Annotated in this window: 1 protein-coding gene; it reads left to right on the top strand. The window is 75.2% G+C overall.

All coding sequences use genetic code 11. The annotated features are described in order from the left end of the window. Positions 1-70: 70 nt before the first annotated feature. Positions 71-19,666 carry a type I polyketide synthase gene (locus ACLJQE_RS07735; RefSeq protein WP_410639155.1) on the top strand — a complete coding sequence of 6,532 codons (19,596 nt, stop codon included), beginning with the start codon at positions 71-73 and terminating at the stop codon, positions 19,664-19,666. Positions 19,667-19,668 lie beyond the last annotated feature (2 nt).

The raw sequence follows: 19,668 nt of genomic DNA, 5'->3' as shown, positions 1-19,668 counted from the left end.
ACCACACTTCACCCTGGAGATGTCTATGCCGGCCGGGTCGGATCGAGTCGTCGAAGCACTGCGCGTCGCCGTGCAGGAGAACAAACAGCTGCGGCGGCAGAACACCACGCTGCTCGCCGCGGCGGCCGAACCGGTCGCCGTCGTCGCCATGAGCTGCCGGTACCCCGGGGGCGTGCAGTCGCCCGAGGACCTGTGGCGGCTCGTCGACGACGGCGTCGACGCCGTCACGGAGTTCCCCGACGGCCGCGGCTGGCCGGAGTCCCCGCACCGGGGCGGCTTCCTGCACCGCGCCGGGGACTTCGACCCCGCCTTCTTCGGCATCTCGCCGCGCGAGGCGCTCGCCATGGACCCGCAGCAGCGGATCGTCCTCGAGCTGGCCTGGGAAGCCTTCGAACGCGCCGGCATCGACCCGCGTGACGTCGAGGGCAGCACCGGCGGCGTGTTCGTCGGCGCCGGGTCCATGGGCTACGGCCGCGGGCTCGCCGCGCTGCCCGACGGCGTCGAGGGCTACCTCGTCACCGGCACCGAATCCTCGGTGATCTCCGGGCGCATCGCCTACTTCTACGGCCTCGAAGGCCCCGCCGTCACCGTCGACACGGCGTGCTCGTCGTCGCTGGTCGCGCTGCACTGGGCGGCCCGGGCGCTGCGGGCGCGGGAGTGCTCCTTCGCCCTCGCCGGCGGCGTCGCCGTGATGGCCACCCCCGGGCTCTACGGCGAGTTCGACCGCCAGGGCGGCCTCGCCGCCGACGGCCGCTGCAAGTCCTTCGCCGAAGCCGCCGACGGCGCCGGGTTCTCCGAGGGCGCGGGGCTCCTGCTGCTGGAACGGCTGTCCGACGCCCGCCGCAACGGCCACGAAGTGCTCGCCGTCATCCGCGGCTCCGCGGTCAACTCCGACGGCGCCTCCAACGGCCTCACCGCCCCCAACGGCCCCTCCCAGCAGCGGGTGATCCGCCAGGCGCTGGAGAACGCCGGTCTGACCGCCGACGACATCGACACCGTCGAGGCCCACGGCACCGGCACGGTGCTGGGCGACCCGATCGAAGCCCAGGCGCTGCTGGCCACCTACGGCCGCGAGCGCGCGGGCGACCCGCTGTGGCTCGGCTCGTTCAAGTCGAACGTCGGGCACACGCAGTCCGCCGCCGGCGTCGGCGGGGTCATCAAGACCATCCAGGCCATGCGCCACGGCGTCCTGCCGCGGACCCTGCACGTCGACGCCCCGACCTCCCACGTGGACTGGACGGCAGGCCGCGTCTCGCTGCTGACCGAGCCCCGCCCGTGGCCGGAGACCGGCAAACCGCGCCGGGCCGCCGTTTCCTCGTTCGGCATCAGCGGCACCAACGCGCACCTGATCCTCGAACAGCCCGTCCCGGAGCCGGTCGAACCGGCCCCGGTCAGCGAGCCGCCCGGCTACCTGTGGCCGGTGTCCGCCCGCACCCCGGACGCGCTGCGCGAGCAGGCCGCCCGCCTGCTGGCCCACCTCGACGCCCACCCGCGGCACACCCCGCTCGACGTCGCCCACTCCCTGGCCGCCACGCGCGTCGCCTTCCCGCACCGGGCCGTGCTCACCGGCGCCGGCCGCGGCGAACTGCGGGCCGCCCTGCACGCCCTCGCCACGTCGGCCGCCGCCCCCGGCGTGCACACCGGTTCGGCGCTGCACCCCGGCGCGTCGGCGTTCCTCTTCACCGGCCAGGGTTCCCAGCGCGCCGACATGGGCCGGACCCTGAACTTCCCGGTGTTCACCCGGGCCCGGGACGAGATCCTCGCGCTGCTCGACCTCCCCGGCGAGTCCGGGGTGGACGACACGGCGGTCGCACAACCGGCGCTGTTCGCCTTCGAAGTCGCGCTCTTCCGCCTGCTGGAATCCCTGGGCGTGCGCCCGGACTTCGTCGCCGGGCACTCGGTCGGCGAGATCGCCGCCGCCCACGTCGCCGGGGTGCTGTCCCTGGAAGACGCGGCCAAGCTCGTCCAAGCCCGCGGCCGCCTGATGCAGGCGCTGCCCGCCGGCGGGGCGATGGTCGCGATCCAGGCAGCCGAAGCCGACGTCCTGCCGCTGCTCACCGGCGACGTCTCGATCGCGGCCGTCAACGGCCCGGACGCGGTGGTCGTCTCCGGTGCCGAAGACGCCGTGCTCGCCGTCGCCGCGCACTTCACGAAGACCAAGCGGCTCGCGGTGAGCCACGCGTTCCACTCGCCGCTGATGGAACCGATGCTCGACGACTTCCGCGCGGTGCTGGACACGCTGACCTTCGCCCCGCCGTCGATCCCGATGGCCGCAGCCGGTGACGTGGCCACTGTGGACTACTGGGTGCGGCACGTGCGCGACGCCGTCCGCTACGCCGACACCGTTGCCGACCTGGTCTCCCGCGGCGTCACCACGTTCCTCGAAGTCGGCCCGGACGCCACGCTGTCGGCGATGACCGCCGAGCTGACCGGCCCGGACACCGACTGCATCCCCACCGCCCGCCGCGGCCGCGACGAGACCACGACCCTGCTTTCGGCACTGGCCCGCTGGCACGTGCGCGGCGGCGGCTTCGACTGGACGGCCTGGCACGACGGGACCGGCGCCCGCGTCGTCGAGCTGCCCACCTACGCCTTCCAGCGCCGTACCTACTGGCTCGAAGGCGGTGCCGGCGGCGATCTCGGCCAGGTCGGTCTCGACCCGGCCGGGCACCCGCTGCTCGGCGCCGCCGTCGAGCTGCCCGAGTCCGGCGGGTTCCTGTTCGCCGGTGAGCTGTCGGTGCGCCGGCATGCCTGGCTCGGCCAGCACGAGATCCTCGGCACGAAACTGCTGCCCGGAACGGCGTTCCTGGAGCTGGCGGGCCGCGCCGGGGCGCAGGTCGGCTGCGCCCGCGTCGAGGAGCTGACGTTCGCGGCGCCGCTCGTGCTGCCCGCGTCCGGGGGCGTGCGCGTGCAGGTCGTCGCCGGTCCGCCCGCCGAGGACGGCAGCCGCTCGGTGAGCATCCACTCCCAGCAGGACGACGGCTGGGTCCGGCACGCCTTCGGCCGCCTCGGGGTCGGCGGCGCACCCGCCGCGGTCCTGCCGGGACAGTGGCCGCCCGCCGGCGCCGAACCGATCGGGCTGGACGGCTTCTACGAGAACCTGGCCGAGCAGGGCCTCGGCTACGGCCCGGCGTTCCAGGGCCTGCGCGCGGCCTGGCGGCTCGGCGACGAGGTGTACGCCGAGGTGGCGCTGCCGCCGGAGCACGAGACCGAGGCCGCGTCGTTCGGCCTGCACCCGGCTCTGCTCGACGCGGTCCTGCACGCCTCCGCGTACCTCGGCCGCGACGGCCTGCCGTTCTCGTGGAGCGGCGTCGGCGTGCAGCCCGCGCACGCCACCACCCTGCGCGCCCGGCTCACCCCCGCCGGCGAGAACGCCGTCGCCCTCGCCGTCACCGATCCCGCGGGCACCCCGGTGCTCGCCGCCGACGCGCTGAGCTTCCGCCCGGTCGCGGCCGGCGACCTGCGCGCCACCCGGCACGAATCCCTGTTCCGTCCCGTGTGGACACCCGCGCCGGCCGTCGCCGTGACGCAGCCCGCCGACGACGCCGACTGGGTCGTCCTCGGCACCGGCCTGGGTTTCGCCACGCCGGCCGTGTTCCCCGACCTGGCGACCGTCCGGCTCAGCGCGGACCCGGTCCCGGCCGTCGTGCTCGCCCCGGTTCCGCCCGGCGTGGGCGACGCGGCCGCCGCCCACGCCGCCACCGCGTGGGCCCTCGAACTCCTGCAGGACTGGATCGCCGAACCGGACTTCGCCCGGTCGCGCCTGGTCTTCGTGACGTCGCAAGCCGTCCCGGCCGCCGAGGGCGACCCCGTCGACCCGGCCGCGGCGGCGGTCTGGGGCCTGGTCCGCTCGGCACAAGCCGAGCACCCCGACCGGTTCGTGCTGATTGACGTGGATGCGGCCGCGGACCTCACCGCGCCGCTGCAGCGCGTCCTCGACTCCGGCGAGACCCAAGCCGCTCTGCGTGACGGCGGAATCGTGCTGCCCCGGCTGGCCCGCCTCCCGGTCGGCGACGGCCCGGCCACGCACTTCCCGGACGGCGCCACCGTGCTGGTCACCGGCGGCACCGGCGGGCTCGGCGGCCTGGTGGCGAAGCACCTGGTCACCACCCACGGCGTCCGGAGCCTGTTGCTGGTGAGCCGCCGCGGTCCGGACGCCCCCGGTGCCGGGCAACTGCGCGCGGAGCTGATCGCGCTCGGCGCCGACGTCACGATCGCCGCCTGCGACGCCGCCGACCGCGACGCCCTCGCCGCATTGCTGGCCGAGCACCCGATCGGCGCCGTCGTGCACGCGGCCGGTGTCCTGGACGACGGCGTCGTCGAGGCACTGACCCCCGAGCGCGTCGCGACCGTGTTCCGCGCGAAGGTCGACGCGGCCTGGAACCTGCACGAGCTGACGCGCGACCTCGGCGCGTTCGTCCTGTTCTCCTCGGCCGCCGGTGTGCTCGGCAGCCCCGGGCAGGCCAACTACGCCGCCGCCAACGCCTTCCTCGACGCGCTCGCCCAGCGGCGTCGCGCCGAGGGCCTGCCCGGCCAGTCCCTGGCCTGGGGTGCGTGGGCCGGGGACGCCGGGATGGCGGCCCAGCTGTCGGACGCCGACCACCGCCGCCTCGCCGCGGCGGGCCTGCCCCCGCTCGACCCGGCCCAGGGGCTGGCCCTGTTCGACGCCGCACTGACCGAGGCCGAACCCGCCCTGCTGCCGATGCGGCTCGACGTCGGCGCCCTGCGTGGCCGCCCGGGTGTCCCGGTGCTGCTGCGCGCCTTGGTGCCCGGCGGTGCCCCACCCCGCACGAGCCGTCCCGCGACCGCGCTGGCCGAACGGCTCGGCGGGCTCACCGAAGACGGCCGCGCCCGGGCGGTCGAAGACCTGGTCCGCGCCGAAGCCGGGCTCGTCCTCGGCTACGCGGCCACCGACACCGTCGACGGCCGCAGCGCGTTCAAGGACCTCGGCTTCGACTCGCTGACCGCCGTCGAGCTGCGCAACCGCCTCGACGCGGTCACCGGCCTGCGGCTGCCCGCCACGCTCGTCTTCGACTACCCGACGCCGGAAGCGCTCGCCGCGTACCTCGGCCGGGAGCTGACCGGGACGGCCACCGAGGACACTTCGGTCACCGTGCGCCCGGTGTCGGACGACCCGATCGTCATCGTCGGCATGGGCTGCCGTTACCCCGGCGGCGTCGGCTCGCCCGAAGACCTGTGGAACCTGGTCGAGAACGGTGTCGACGCGGTGTCCGGCTTCCCGGTCAACCGCGGCTGGGACGTCGAGGGCCTCTACCACCCCGACCCCGACCACCCGGGCACGTCGTACACGCGCCACGGTGGGTTCCTGCACGACGCGGGGGAGTTCGACCCGGCGTTCTTCGGGATGAGCCCGCGGGAAGCCCTCGCCACGGACTCGCAGCAGCGGCTGCTGCTCGAAGTGTCCTGGGAGGCCGTGGAACGCGCGGGCGTCGACCCGGTGTCGCTGCGCGGTTCCCGGACCGGCGTGTTCGTCGGCGTCATGTACTCCGACTACGGGATGCTGCTGCAGGGCAGCCCGGAAGCCGAGGCCTACCAGGGCAACGGCAGTGCGCCGAGCGTCGCGTCCGGCCGGATCGCCTACACGATGGGTCTCGAAGGCCCGACCGTCACCGTCGACACGGCGTGTTCGTCCTCGCTGGTCGCCCTGCACTGGGCCGCCCAGGCGCTGCGGCAGGGGGAGTGCTCCCTCGCGCTGGCCGGCGGTGTCACGGTCATGTCGACGCCCGGGTCGTTCGTCGCCTCCAGCCGCCAGCGAGGCATCGCCGCCGACGGCCGCTGCAAGTCCTTCTCCGACACCGCCGACGGCGTCGGCTGGTCCGAAGGCGCCGGCATCCTCGTCCTGGAACGGATGTCGGACGCGCGCCGCCACGGCCACGAGGTCCTCGCCGTCCTGCGCGGGTCCGCCGTCAACTCCGACGGCGCGTCGAACGGTTTGACCGCGCCGAACGGGCCTTCGCAGCAACGCGTGATCCGCCAGGCCCTCGCCGCGTCCGGGCTGTCCACTGCGGACGTGGACGTCGTCGAGGCGCACGGCACCGGCACCACCCTGGGCGACCCGATCGAAGCGCAGGCGCTGCTGGCCACCTACGGCCAGGACCGCGAAACGCCGCTGCTGCTGGGCTCGATCAAGTCCAACATCGGGCACGCGCAGGCCGCCGCGGGGGTCGCCGGGATCATCAAGGTCGTCCAGGCCATGCGCCACGGCACCCTCCCGCGCACGCTGCACGTCACCGAACCGTCGACGCACGTCGAGTGGACGGCCGGGAACGTCGAACTGCTCACCGACGCCCGGCCGTGGCCCGCGGAGGCCGGCCGTCCGCGCCGCGCGGGGGTTTCGTCGTTCGGCATCAGCGGCACCAACGCGCACGCGATCATCGAGGAACCGCCCGTCGTCGTCCCGGCCCGCGACGAAGCCGAGCGGGAGCTGCCGTGCGTTCCGCTGGTGCTCAGCGGCCGCACCCCGGAGGCGCTGCGCGACCAGGCGGCTCGCCTGCTGGACGTCACCGCGGACCCGGCCGACCTCGGGTACTCCCTGGCCACCACGCGCTCGGCGTTCGACCACCGCGCCGTCGTCTTCACCGCCGATGGGCTCGCCGCGCTCGCCGAGGGCCGCCCGTCGCCGCTGGTCACCACCGGCGAGGCGAAGGGCGTCCCGAAGGTCGCGTTCGTCTTCACCGGCCAGGGCGCCCAGCGGCCCGGCATGACCCGCGGCCTCTACGACGCCTTCCCGGCGTTCGCCACCGCGCTCGACGCCGTGCTCGACCGCCTCGACCCGCCGGTGCGCGAAGCCCTCTGGGGCGAGGACGCGGAAGCGTTGTCGCAGACCGGTTTCGCGCAGCCCGCGTTGTTCGCGGTCGAGGTCGCGCTCGTGCGGCTCCTGGAAACGTGGGGCGTCCGGCCGGACTTCGTCGGCGGCCACTCCGTCGGCGAGATCGCCGCCGCGCAGGTCGCCGGCGTGCTCTCCCTCGACGACGCCTGCGCGCTGGTCACCGCCCGCGCGTCGCTGATGCAGGACCTCGAGCCCGGTGGCGCGATGGTCGCCGTTCGCGCGACCGAGGACGAAATCGCGCCCTACCTGAACGACGAGGTCGCGCTCGCGGCGGTCAACGGTCCGGACGCGGTCGTGCTGTCCGGCGTCGAAGCCGCCGTGCTCGCCGCGGCGGGGAACTTCGAAGAGACCAAGCGGCTGACCGTGTCGCACGCGTTCCACTCGCCGCTGATGGACCCGATGCTGCCCGCGTTCCGGAACGCCGTCGCCGGCTTGACCTTCACCGCGCCCGCCGTGCCGTTCCTCGCCGAAGGTGAGGTCACCGACCCGGAACGCTGGGTCGCGCACGTCCGGGAACCGGTCCGGTTCGCCGGCACCGCCGCGCGGCTGCGGGGAGCCGGCCTGATCGTCGAGATCGGCCCGGACGCGGTCCTGTCCGCGATGACCGACGGCATCCCGGTGGCCCGCCGTGGCCGCGACGACGTCGAAACGCTGGTCGCCGCGCTGGGGAAGCTGCACGTTTCCGGGGTGCGGATCGACTGGTCCGCCTTCTTCCACGGCACCGGCGCCCGCCGGGTTCCGCTGCCCACGTACGCGTTCCAGCACGAGTGGTTCTGGCCCTCGGCCGCCGCACCCACCGGCGAGACGGCCGACACCGAGTTCTGGGCCGCCGTCGACCGGGGTGACGCCGCGGGACTGGCCGCGCGGCTCGACGTCGATGACGCTTCGGTGGATGCGCTGCTGCCCGCCTTGTCCTCTTACCGCCGTTCGCGTCACGAAGAGTCCGTTGTGGACAAATGGCGCCACCGGGCGACGTGGGTCCCGGTCACCGCGGCCCGTCCCGGCACCGGATCGTGGCTCGTGGTCGTCCCGGCCGCCCTGGACGGCGACCCGTGGGTCACCACCGTCGCCGGGTACTTCGACGGCGAGCCCTTGGTCTTCGACGACACCATCGGCGACCGCCTGCGCGACCACGAGTTCGACCACGTGCTGTCCCTGCTGGCGCTGGACGAAACCGGCTTCCCGGGCGTCCCGGCCGGGCTCACCGCCACCGCCGCGCTGCTGCAGGCTTTGGGTGACACGCCGTTGTGGTGCGTGACCCGCGAAGCCGTCGCCGTCTTGCCCGGCGACCCGGTCGGCCGGCCCGCACAGGCCGCCGTCTGGGGCTTGGGCCGCGCCGCCGCGCTCGAGCTCCCGCGGCGCTGGGGCGGGCTCGTCGACCTGCCCGGCGAGCTGGACGCCGAGGTCCCGCGCCGCCTCGCCGCCGCGCTCACCGGAGCCGATGGCGAAGACCAGGTCGCGATCCGCGCGGCCGGGCTGTTCGGCCGCCGCATCGTCGCCGCGCCGGCGGCACCCGGCCGCGTCCCCGAGCCCGGCGCGGGAACCACGCTCGTCACCGGCGGCACCGGCGCGCTCGGCGCCGAGACCGCCCGCCGCCTGGCGAAGGCCGGGCGCACCCCCTTGGTGCTGCTCAGCCGCCGTGGTTCCGACGCCCCGGGTGCGCGAGAACTCCACGAGGAGCTGACCGCGCTCGGCGCCGAGGTGACCATCACCGCGTGCGACGTCACCGACCGCGACGCCCTGGCCGCCGTGCTCGCCGGGATACCGGACCTGACCGACGTCGTGCACACCGCCGGGGTCCTCGACGACGGCGTCCTCGAGGACCTCACCCCGGACCGCTTCGAGGCCGGGTACCGCGCCAAGGCCGAGGCCGCGTGGAACCTGCACGAATTGACCGCCGACCTGCGCAGCTTCGTGCTGTTCTCCTCGGTCGCGGGCACGTTCGGCTCGGCCGGCCAGGCCGTCTACGCGGCGGCGAACGCGACCCTCGACGCCCTGGCCGAACACCGCCGCGGCCTCGGCCTGCCCGCGACTTCGATCGCGTGGGGCCCGTGGGCGGGCGGCGGCATGCTCGCCGCCGACCCCGCCGTGGCCGAACGCGTTCGCCGTGGTGGGCTCACCCCCCTCGACCCGGAGCGCGCGACCGCCGCACTGGACCGTGTCCTGGCGGACACCACCGTCGTCGTCGCCGACATCGACTGGACCCGGTACGCGCACGTGCTGCGCCGCGGCCCGCTGCTCAGCGGCATCGCCGCGGCCGCGCGCACCGAGGCGCCGCGCGGCGACGAAGAGCTGCGCACGCGCCTGGCCGCCGTCCCCGAGCACGACCGGTCCGACTTCCTGCTCGGGCTGCTGCTGGAGCAGGTCGCGCTCGTCCTCGGCCACAGCGGCACCGGGGGAGTGGCCCCCGACCGCGCCTTCCGCGACCTCGGCTTCGACTCGCTCACCGCCGTCGAGCTGCGCAACGTCGTCGCACTGGCGACCGGGCTCGACCTGCCGCCGTCGCTGGTGTTCGACCACCCGACCCCGGAGATCCTCACCCGCCACCTGCTGGGCGAGCTGGCCGGAACCCTCGTCGAAGCCGCCGCGCCGGTGCGCGCGAACGCCGACGACGACCCGATCGTCATCGTCGGCATCGGCTGCCGCTTCCCGGGCGGCGTCCGCGGGCCCGAGGACTTCTGGCGGCTCCTCGCCGCCGGTGGCGACGGCATCACCGGCTTCCCCGAAGACCGCGGCTGGGACCTCGCCACCCTCGCTTCGGGCTACGAGTTCGCGCTCACCGGCGGATTCCTCGACGGCGTCACCGACTTCGACGCCGACTTCTTCGGCATCTCGCCGCGCGAAGCGATGGCGATGGACCCGCAGCAGCGGCTGCTGCTCGAAGTGTCCTGGGAGGCCCTCGAACGCGCCGGGATCGACCCGGCGACGCTGCACGGCGGCGACACCGGCGTGTTCGTCGGCACCAACGGCCAGGACTACGCGAACCTGCTCGCCACGTCCGGCGAGGACGTCCAAGGCCACCTGGCCACCGGCACCACCGCGAGCGTCCTGTCCGGGCGGCTGTCCTACACACTCGGGCTGGAAGGCCCGTCGGTCACCGTCGACACCGCCTGCTCGTCGTCGATGGTCGCGCTGCACTGGGCCGCGCAGGCGCTGCGCCGCGGCGAATGCACGACCGCGCTCGCCGGTGGCGTCACCGTCATGGCCACCCCCGGCTCCTTCGCCGAGTTCGCCCGCCAGGGCGGCCTCGCCGCCGACGGCCGCTGCAAACCCTTCGCGGACGGCGCGGACGGCACCGGCTGGTCCGAAGGCGCCGGGATCCTCGTCGTCGAACGCCTGTCGACCGCGCGGGAGCAGGGCCACCCGGTGCTCGCCGTGGTCCGCGGCACCGCCGTCAACTCCGACGGCGCGTCCAACGGCCTCACCGCACCCAACGGACCCGCCCAGCAACGCGTGATCCGCCAGGCGCTCGCCGACGCCGGGCTGTCCGCTTCGGACGTCGACGCGGTGGAGGCGCACGGCACCGGCACGGTCCTCGGCGACCCGATCGAAGCCCAGGCGCTGCTGGCCACCTACGGCCGCGACCGGGAAGAACCGCTGTGGCTCGGCGCGGTCAAGTCCAACCTCGGCCACACCCAAGCCGCCGCCGGCGTCGCCGGGCTCATCAAGATGGTGCTCGCGCTGCGGCACGGCGAGCTGCCGAAGACCCTGCACGTCGACGAGCCGTCGAGCCGCGTCGACTGGACCGCGGGGGAGGTCCGGGTCCTTACCGAGCACCGCTCCTGGCCGGACTCCGGGCGACCGCGCCGCGCCGGTGTCTCGTCGTTCGGGCTGAGCGGCACCAACGCGCACGCGATCCTCGAACAGGCCCCGGCCTTCGAGCCTGCGGTCGCCGAAGAGCCGCCGACCGCGCCGCTGCTGCTGTCCGCGCGCACGCCACAGGCGCTGGCCGCGCAGGCTGAGCAACTCCACGCGCTGCTCGGCGACCGCGCTCCCGCCGGGCTCGCCCGGGCGCTCGCCACGACCCGCACCGCGTTCCCGTACCGCGCGGCCATCGTCGGCGACCCTCTCGACCAGCTGGCCGCGCTCGCCGAGACGCCCACCGCGACCCCGGCGCGGGCCCGCGCCAAGAGCGCGTTCGTCTTCGCCGGCCAGGGTGCGCAGCGGCCGGGCATGGGCGCCGGGCTGTACCGGCGCTTCCCGGTCTTCGCCGAAGCCTTCGATGCCGTGTGCGCGCTGCTGGACCCGCTGCTGGACCGGCCGCTGCGGGAGGTCGTCTTCGCCGGGGACGGCACGCTGCTGAACCGGACCGACTGGACGCAACCGGCGACCTTCGCCCTCGGCGTCGCGCAGTTCCGGCTGCTGGAGTCGTTCGGGGTCACGCCGTCCTGGCTCGCCGGGCACTCGGTCGGCGAGATCGCCGCCGCGCACGTCGCCGGGGTGTTGTCGCTGGAGGACGCCTGCACGCTGGTCGCCGCCCGCGGCCGCCTGATGGCCGCGCTCCCGGCCGGCGGCGCGATGGCCGCGGTCCGCGCGCCCGAAGCGAGCGTCCGCGAGTTCCTGGTGGACGGCGTGACGATCGCCGCGGTCAACGGCCCCGCCGCGGTCGTGGTCGCGGGCCCCGAAGCCGCCGTCACGCGGACCACCGACGCGCTCACCGAAGCCGGGCACCACGTCCGGCGGCTCGCGGTCAGCCACGCCTTCCACTCGCCGCTGATGGACCCGATCCTCGACGACTTCGCCGAAGTGCTGGCGGGCTTGGCGTTCGGCGAGGCGCGGCTGCCCATCGTGTCCACGGTGACCGGCGAACTCGCCGAACCGCGCACGCCCGGGTACTGGCTCGAACACGTTCGCGAGCCCGTCCGGTTCGCCGACGCCGTGCGCGTGCTCGGCGAGCGGGGTGCCGCCGCCGTCGTCGAACTGGGCCCGGACGGCTCGCTGTCCGCCGCCGCGAGCGAAACCCTCGGCTCCGACGTCGCCTGCGTTCCGCTGCTGCGTCGTGACCAAGCCGAGGAGACCGCGTTCGTGACGGCGCTGGGCCGCCTGCACGTGGCCGGGGTGCGGGTCGGCTGGCCCGCGTTCTTCGGTCCCGCCGACGGCCCCGGCCCGGACCTGCCGACCTACCCGTTCCAGCGGGAGCGCCACTGGCCACGCACGTCCGGCGCGGTACCGGGCGACCTCGGCTCCGTGGGACTCGACGGTGCCCGGCACCCCCTGCTCGGCGCGGGCGTCGAACTGCCGGACTCCGGCGGGTTCCTCTTCACCGCCCGGCTTTCGCTGCGCACGCAGCCGTGGCTGGCCGGCCACTTCGTGCTCGGCGCGGCCCTGCTGCCCGGCACCGCCTACCTCGACCTCGCGATCCGCGCCGCCGACCGCGCGGGCTGCGACCGCGTCGACGAGCTGACCCTCGAAGTCCCCCTGGTGTTGCCGGCCGAAGGCGCGGTGCGGCTGCAGGTCGTCGTCGGCCCGGCCGGTCCCGCGGGCGATCGTGCCCTCGCCGTCTACTCCAGCCCCGACGGTGGTGGCGAGCAGCCGTGGACGCGGCACGCCAGTGGCCGCCTCGGCACCGGCACCACCACGCCGGACGACTCGGCCGCCTGGCCGCCGCCGGACGCCGAACCGATTGCCCTGGACGGGTTCTACGAGCGGCTGGCCTCGGGTGGGTTCGCCTACGGGCCGCTGTTCCGCGGGCTCAAGGCCGTCTGGCGCACGCCGGAAGCGGTGTTCGCCGACGTCGTGCTGCCCGAGGAGGCCGAGCGGGACGCGGCGGCCTTCGGGCTGCACCCGGCCCTGCTGGACGCGGTCCTGCACGCCGCCGAACACGCCGGGCTGACCGAAGTGGACGGGGGGCGCCTCCCGTTCGCGTGGAGCGACGTCACCCTGCACGCGGGCGGCGCGGCGGTCGTGCGGGCCAAGCTGACCCGGCGCGGCGAAGACTCCGTCGCCATCGAACTGCGCGACGCGGCCGGTGACCCGGTCGCCACGGTCGGGTCGCTCGTGCTGCGCCCCGCGGCCCCGGCCCGGACCCGGCCCGTCGACTCGCTGTACCACCTGGACTGGGTTCCCGCGCCCCGCCCGGCAGAGGAAGCCGGACCCGGCTGGGCCGTGCTCGACGACTTCGCGGCAATCGCCGAGGCCGCCCCCGAGGTCGTCGTCCACCACGTCCCGGCCCGCGAGCCGGGACCCGGCGGGGTGCGCGCCGCGACCGCCGAAGCCCTTGCACTGCTGCAATCCTGGACCTCGACCCCGGCGCTGAACGACTCGCGGCTGGTCTTCGTCACCCGCGGCCTGGACGACCTCGCCACCGCGGCCGTCTGGGGCCTGGTGCGTTCCGCGCAGCGCGAGCACCCCGGCCGGTTCTACCTGTCCGATGTGGACGGCGCACCGCAGTCCATCGCGGCGCTGCCCGCCGTGGTGGCGTCGGGCGAACCGCAGACGACGGTGCGCGGCGGCGAGATCAGCGTCGCCCGGATCGCCCGCGTCTCGCCCGCCGACGACGTTCCGCCGAGGTGGGACGAAGGGACCGTGCTCATCACCGGCGGCACCGGCGGGCTCGGCGCCACGCTGGCCCGCCACCTGGTCACCGCGCACGGGGCCCGGCGGCTGCTGCTGGTCAGCCGCCGGGGCCCGGACGCCCCCGGCGCGGCCGACCTGGTCGCCGAGCTGACCGCGGCCGGCGCCGCGGTCGACGTCGCCGCGGCGGACGTCGCCGACCGCGGCGAGCTGGCCCGCGTGCTGGACGGCGTCACGCTGTCCGCCGTCGTGCACACCGCCGGTGTCCTCGACGACGGCGTCCTCGGCTCGCTCACCCCCGAGCGGCTCGGCACCGTGCTGGCACCGAAGTTCGACGCCGCCTGGCACCTCGACGAGCTGACCCGCGACCTCGACCTGACCGCGTTCGTCGTCTACTCCTCGGTCGCCGGCACCTTCGGCGCGGCCGGGCAGGCGAACTACACCGCCGCGAACGCGGCCGTCGACGCCCTCGTCCGCCGTCGCCGGGCCCGCGGCCAGAAGGCGCTGTCGCTCGGCTGGGGCGCCTGGTCGCGAGCCGGCGGCATGACCGCCACCCTCACCGGCGCCGACCTGCGGCGGATGGCCGCCACCGGCCTGCCCGCGCTCGAACCGGACCACGCGCTCGCCCTGTTCGACGCGGCCTGCGCCACCGGTCTCGACACCGTGCTGCCGGTCCGCCTGGACTTCGCCGCACTCGCTGCCCAGCCCGAGGTGACGCACCTGCTGTGGGGCCTCGTCCGCCCCCCTGCCCGGAAGGCCGCGGCCACCGTGGCGCGCCTCGACGGTCCGCTGCTCGGCCGCACCGAAGCCGAGCGGTCCCGAGCCGTGCTCGACCTCGTCCGCGCCCAGGTCGCCGCCGTGCTCGGGCACTCCGGCACCGCCGGGGTCGCGGCCGACCGGCCGTTCCGCGAGCTGGGCTTCGACTCGCTCACCGCGGTCGAGCTGCGCAACCGCCTCGACGCGGCCACCGGCCTGCGGCTGCCCGCCACGCTCACCTTCGACTACCCGACCCCGGCCGAGCTGACCGCGTTCCTGCTCGGCGAAATCGACGGCGAGGCCGACGTTCCCGAGCCGGTCACCACGGCCGCCGCGGTGAGCGGCGACCCGATCGTCATCGTCGGCATGGGCTGCCGCTACCCGGGTGGCGTCGGCTCGCCCGAGGACCTCTGGGCCCTCGTCGAGCAGGGCGTCGACGCCGTCACCGACTTCCCGGCCAACCGCGGCTGGGACGTCGACGGCCTCTACCACCCCGACCCCGACCACGCCGGCACGTCCTACACCCGCAGCGGTGGCTTCCTGCACGACGCGGGGGAGTTCGACCCGGCGTTCTTCGGGATGAGCCCGCGGGAAGCCCTCGCGACCGACTCGCAGCAGCGGCTGCTGCTCGAGGTCTCCTGGGAAGCCGTCGAGCGGACCGGCGTCGACCCGCGTTCGCTGCGCGGGTCCCGCACCGGCGTGTTCGTCGGCGTCATGTACTCCGACTACGGGATGCTGCTGCAGAGCAGCCCGGACACCGAGGGCTACCAGGGCAACGGCAGTGCGCCGAGCGTCGCCTCCGGCCGCGTCGCCTACGCGTTCGGCTTGGAAGGCCCCACCCTGACGGTCGACACGGCGTGTTCGTCGTCGCTCGTCGCCCTGCACCTCGCGGCCCGTGCCCTGCAGAACGGGGAGTGCTCACTGGCCCTCGCCGGCGGCGTCACGGTGATGTCGACGCCGAGCACGTTCATCGGCTTCAGCCGCCAGCGCGGGCTGTCCGCCGACGGCCGCTGCAAGTCCTTTTCGGACAGTGCCGACGGCGTGGGCTGGTCCGAAGGCGCCGGGATCCTCGTCCTGGAGCGGATGTCCGACGCCAAGCGCAACGGCCACGAGATCCTCGCCGTCGTCCGCGGCAGCGCGGTCAACTCCGACGGCGCGTCCAACGGCCTCACCGCCCCGAACGGCCCGGCCCAGCAACGCGTGATCAGCCAGGCACTGGCCGCCTCGGGACTTTCCGGCGCGGACATCGACGTCGTCGAGGCGCACGGCACCGGCACCACCCTCGGCGATCCGATCGAAGCCCAGGCGCTGCTGGCCACCTACGGCCGGGACCGCGCCGAGGGCGAGCCGCTGCTGCTCGGGTCGATCAAGTCGAACCTCGGCCACACCCAGGCCGCGTCCGGCGTCGCCGGGATCATCAAGATGGTGCAGGCCATGCGGACCGGCTCGCTGCCGCGCACCCTGCACGTCACCGAGCCGTCCTCGCACGTCGACTGGGCGAGCGGCGCGATCGAGCTGCTCACCGAGCCGCGGGCCTGGCCGGACCGCGGCCGCCCGCGCCGCGCCGCCGTGTCGTCGTTCGGCATCAGCGGCACCAACGCCCACACCGTGCTCGAAGCCCCGCCGGCCGTGCCGGTGCCGCCGCGGGCCGGGCCATCGTCGTCGGTGGTGGCCTGGCCGCTGTCCGGCCGGACCTCCGAAGCGGTGCGGGAGCAGGCTTCCCGGCTGCTCACGCACCTCGCCGGGCACCGCGACGCGAGCGCGTCCGACATCGGGTTCGCACTGGCCACCACCCGGACGCAGTTCGCCGAACGCGCGGTCGTCGCCGGCGAAACCCGGACCGACCTCGAGACCCGCCTGGAGGTGCTGGCCCGCGGCGGCAGTGTTGCCGGGCTGGTCACCGGGACGGCGGGGGAGCAGGTGCCCGCGTTCCTCTTCGCCGGCCAAGGCAGCCAGCGCGCCGGGATGGGCCGCGACCTCTACGCGCGCTTCCCGGCGTTCGCCGAGGCACTCGACACCGTGCTCGCGCGGCTCGACCGGGAGCTCGACCGCCCGCTGCGGGAGCTGCTGTTCGCCGAAGACGCCACCGCGCTCGACGAGACGCAGTACGCGCAGCCCGCGCTGTTCGCCTTCGAAGTCGCGCTGTACCACCTGGTCCGATCGTGGGGGATCACGCCGGAGTACCTGGCCGGGCACTCGATCGGCGAGATCGCCGCCGCGCACGTCGCCGGGGTGTTCACCCTCGACGACGCCTGCACGCTGGTCGCGGCCCGCGGCCGGCTCATGCAGCAGCTGCCGGAAGGCGGCGCGATGATCGCCGTGCAGGCCACCGCGGACGAGGTCCGGCCGTTGCTGGCCGGCCACGAGGACGAGGTCGCGCCGGCCGCGGTCAACGGGCCGTCGTCGGTCGTCGTCTCCGGTGCCGCAGGGCGCGTCGAAGAGATCGCCGCGCACTTCGCAGCCGACGGCCGCAAGACCCGCCGGCTGCGCGTCAGCCACGCTTTCCACTCGCCGCTGATGACGCCGATGCTCGACGACTTCCGCAAGGTCGTCGCCGGGCTCACCTGCTCGGCGCCGGAGCTGCCGATCGTCTCGACGGTCACCGGCGATCTGGTCACCGCGTCGACGCTGGCATCGCCCGAGCACTGGGTGGAGCAGGTGTGGCGGCCGGTGCTGTTCGGGCCCGCCGTGCGGCGGCTGACCGAGCTGGGTGTCACCGCCTTCGCCGAGATCGGACCCGACGCCACGGTCTCGGCCATGGCCGCGGAATCCTTGGCCGACGGCCGGGTCGCCGTTCCGTTCCTGCGCCGCGACCGGGCCGAAGCCGACGCGGTGACCGAAGCCTTCGGACGGTTGCACGTGTCCGGCGTCGCCCTCGACTGGCCGGCGGTGTTCGGCCCGGACGCGCGGGTCGTGCCGCTGCCCACCTACGCGTTCCAGCACCAGTGGATCTGGCCGGGCGGCGGACCGGCCCAGGCCGGCGACGTCGCGGCGGCCGGGCTCTGGGCCGCCGGGCACCCCCTGGTCGGCGCCGCGGTCGAGCTGCCGGATTCCGGCGGCCTGCTGTTCACCGGGCGCCTGTCGCTCGCCGCGCAGCCGTGGCTGGCCGGGCACACCGTCGGCGGGACCGTGGTGGTCCCCGGCACGGCGCTGCTGGAGCTGGCCGTGCGCGCCGGTGACCAGGCCGGCTGCCCGCGCGTCGACGAGCTGACCCTGGAGGCCCCGCTGGTCGTCCCGGACGGCGGCCGGGTCTTCGTCCAGGTCGCGGTCAGCGGCGCCGGCGAGGACGGCGCCCGCACCCTGCGCGTCTATTCCCGTGACGACGGTGAGCCGGGCGCGGACTGGACCCGGCACGCGAGCGGCACCCTGGTGCCCGCGATCGACGAGCCCGTCGCCGGCCTCGCCGAGTGGCCACCCCCCGGTGCGGAGGCCGTCGACCTGACCGGCTTCTACGACACGATGGCCGACCGCGGCCTCGGCTACGGCCCGATGTTCCAGGGCCTGACCCGGGCCTGGCGGCACGGCGACGACGTCTACGCCGAGGTCGCGCTGGCCGAAGACGACCACGACGCCGCCGCGGAGTTCGTCGTCCACCCGGCTCTGCTGGATTCCGCGCTGCACGCGGCTTCGCTGCTGGACGTGAGCGGCGGCCTGCCGTTCAGCTGGTCCGGTACCGCCTTCCTGGCCTCCGGTGCCACGGCGCTCCGGGTCCGGCTCACCCCGGTCGAGGGCTCGATCGAGGTCACCGCGACCACCCCGGACGGCACGCCGGTCGTCGCGGTCCGCTCCCTGGACCTGCGGGCCGTGCCCACCGTGGCCGCCCCGGCACCGACCGGCTACCAGCTGACCTGGCCGTTGCTCCCCGAAGCCTCCGCCATCCCCTCCTCACCGCCGTTCACGCTCCTGCGGGTGCCCACCGCGGCCGGACCGGTTCCCGCTGCCGTCCGCGAAGTGACCGCCCGGGTGCTGGCGGACGTCCAGCACGGGCTCACCGCGGAGCCCGCACTGGTCGTCGTCACCCGCCACGGCGTCGCCGTCGAGCCGGCCGAGCACGTCGACCTCGCGCACGCCGCCGTCTGGGGCTTGCTCCGGGCGGCCCAGCTGGAGAACCCGGGCCGGATCGTCCTCCTGGATTCGGACGCCGACGAGGTCCCGGACACGGCCGTCGCGGGCGCCCTCGCCGCCGTCGAACCCCAGGTGGCCCTGCGCGCGGGCCGCCTCCACACCGCCCGCCTGACCCCGGCACTTTCCCGTGAAAGTGCCCCGTCCTGGGATCCGGACGGGACGGTGCTCATCACCGGGGGCACCGGAGGGCTGGGGGCAACCTTCGCCCGGCACCTGGCCGCCGAGCACGGGGTGCGGAACCTGCTGCTGCTCGGTCGGCGGGGAAACGCGGCGCCGGAGGTCGCGGACCTCGTCGCGGAGCTGGCGAAGCTGGGTGCCCAAGCCCGGGTCGTCGCCTGCGACGTCAGCGACCGTGACGCACTCGCGAAGGTCCTGGAAGAGGTCGAGCCGACCGCCGTCGTGCACGCGGCGGGTGTTCTCGACGACGGCGTCCTCGGCGCCCTGACCCCGGAACGCCTCGACACCGTCTTCGCGCCCAAGGTCGACGCGGCCTGGCACCTGCACGAACTCACCGCACCCGAGACCCGGCTGGTCTTCTTCTCTTCGATCGCGGGCACGCTCGGCGCGGCCGGCCAGGGCAACTACGCCGCCGCCAACGCGTTCCTCGACGCGCTCGCCCACCAGCGGGCCGCCGAGGACAAGGCCGCGGTCTCGATCGCCTGGGGCGCCTGGAACTCCGGCACTGGCATGACCGGCACGCTCACCGACGCCGAACTGGGCCGGATGCACCGCTCCGGCCTGCCGCCGCTGTCCACAGAGGACGGAACTGCGCTGTTCGACGCCGCGCTGGGCACCGGCCTCCCCGCGGTCGCGGCCCTGCGGCTCGACCTCGCCGTGCTGCGCGGCCAGGACCCGCTCCTGCCTGCCCTGCGCGGTCTGGTCACCACGGCGCCGCGGCGCACCACGACCGTCGAGCCCGGCGGCGACCTGGCCGCCCGGCTGGCGCCGCTGCCGGTCGAGGAACGGCTCCCGGTCACCGTCGGCCTGGTCGGCAAGCAGGTGCAAGCCGTACTCGGGCACGACGGGACGGTCGGCGCCGAGGTCGGCTTCACCGATCTCGGCTTCGACTCGCTGACGTCGGTGGAACTGCGCAACCGCCTGGAGGCGCGGACCGGGCTGCGGCTGCCCGCGACGCTGGTGTTCGACCACCCGACGATCACCCGGGTCGCCGAATTCCTCGTCGCGTCCGCGCTCGGGGACGGCGCGGCCGCCCGCCCGGCACTGGCCGAAATCGAAAAGCTGGAACACCTGCTGTCGGCCGTCGCCTCCGACGACGACGCCCGCGCCGCGATCACCGTGCGGCTGCAAGCCCTGCTCGTCAAGTGGACCGGACCCGGCGACGCGGCCGGAACGCCGTCCGCCGGCGGACTGGGCGCCGACGAGCTCCTCGCGTTCATCGACAACGATCTGGGGGTGAAGTGACC

Source organism: Amycolatopsis sp. lyj-346, assembly GCF_046548975.1.
Classification (GTDB): Bacteria; Actinomycetota; Actinomycetes; order Mycobacteriales; family Pseudonocardiaceae; genus Amycolatopsis.
This window is presented reverse-complemented; position numbering and strand designations above follow the sequence as displayed.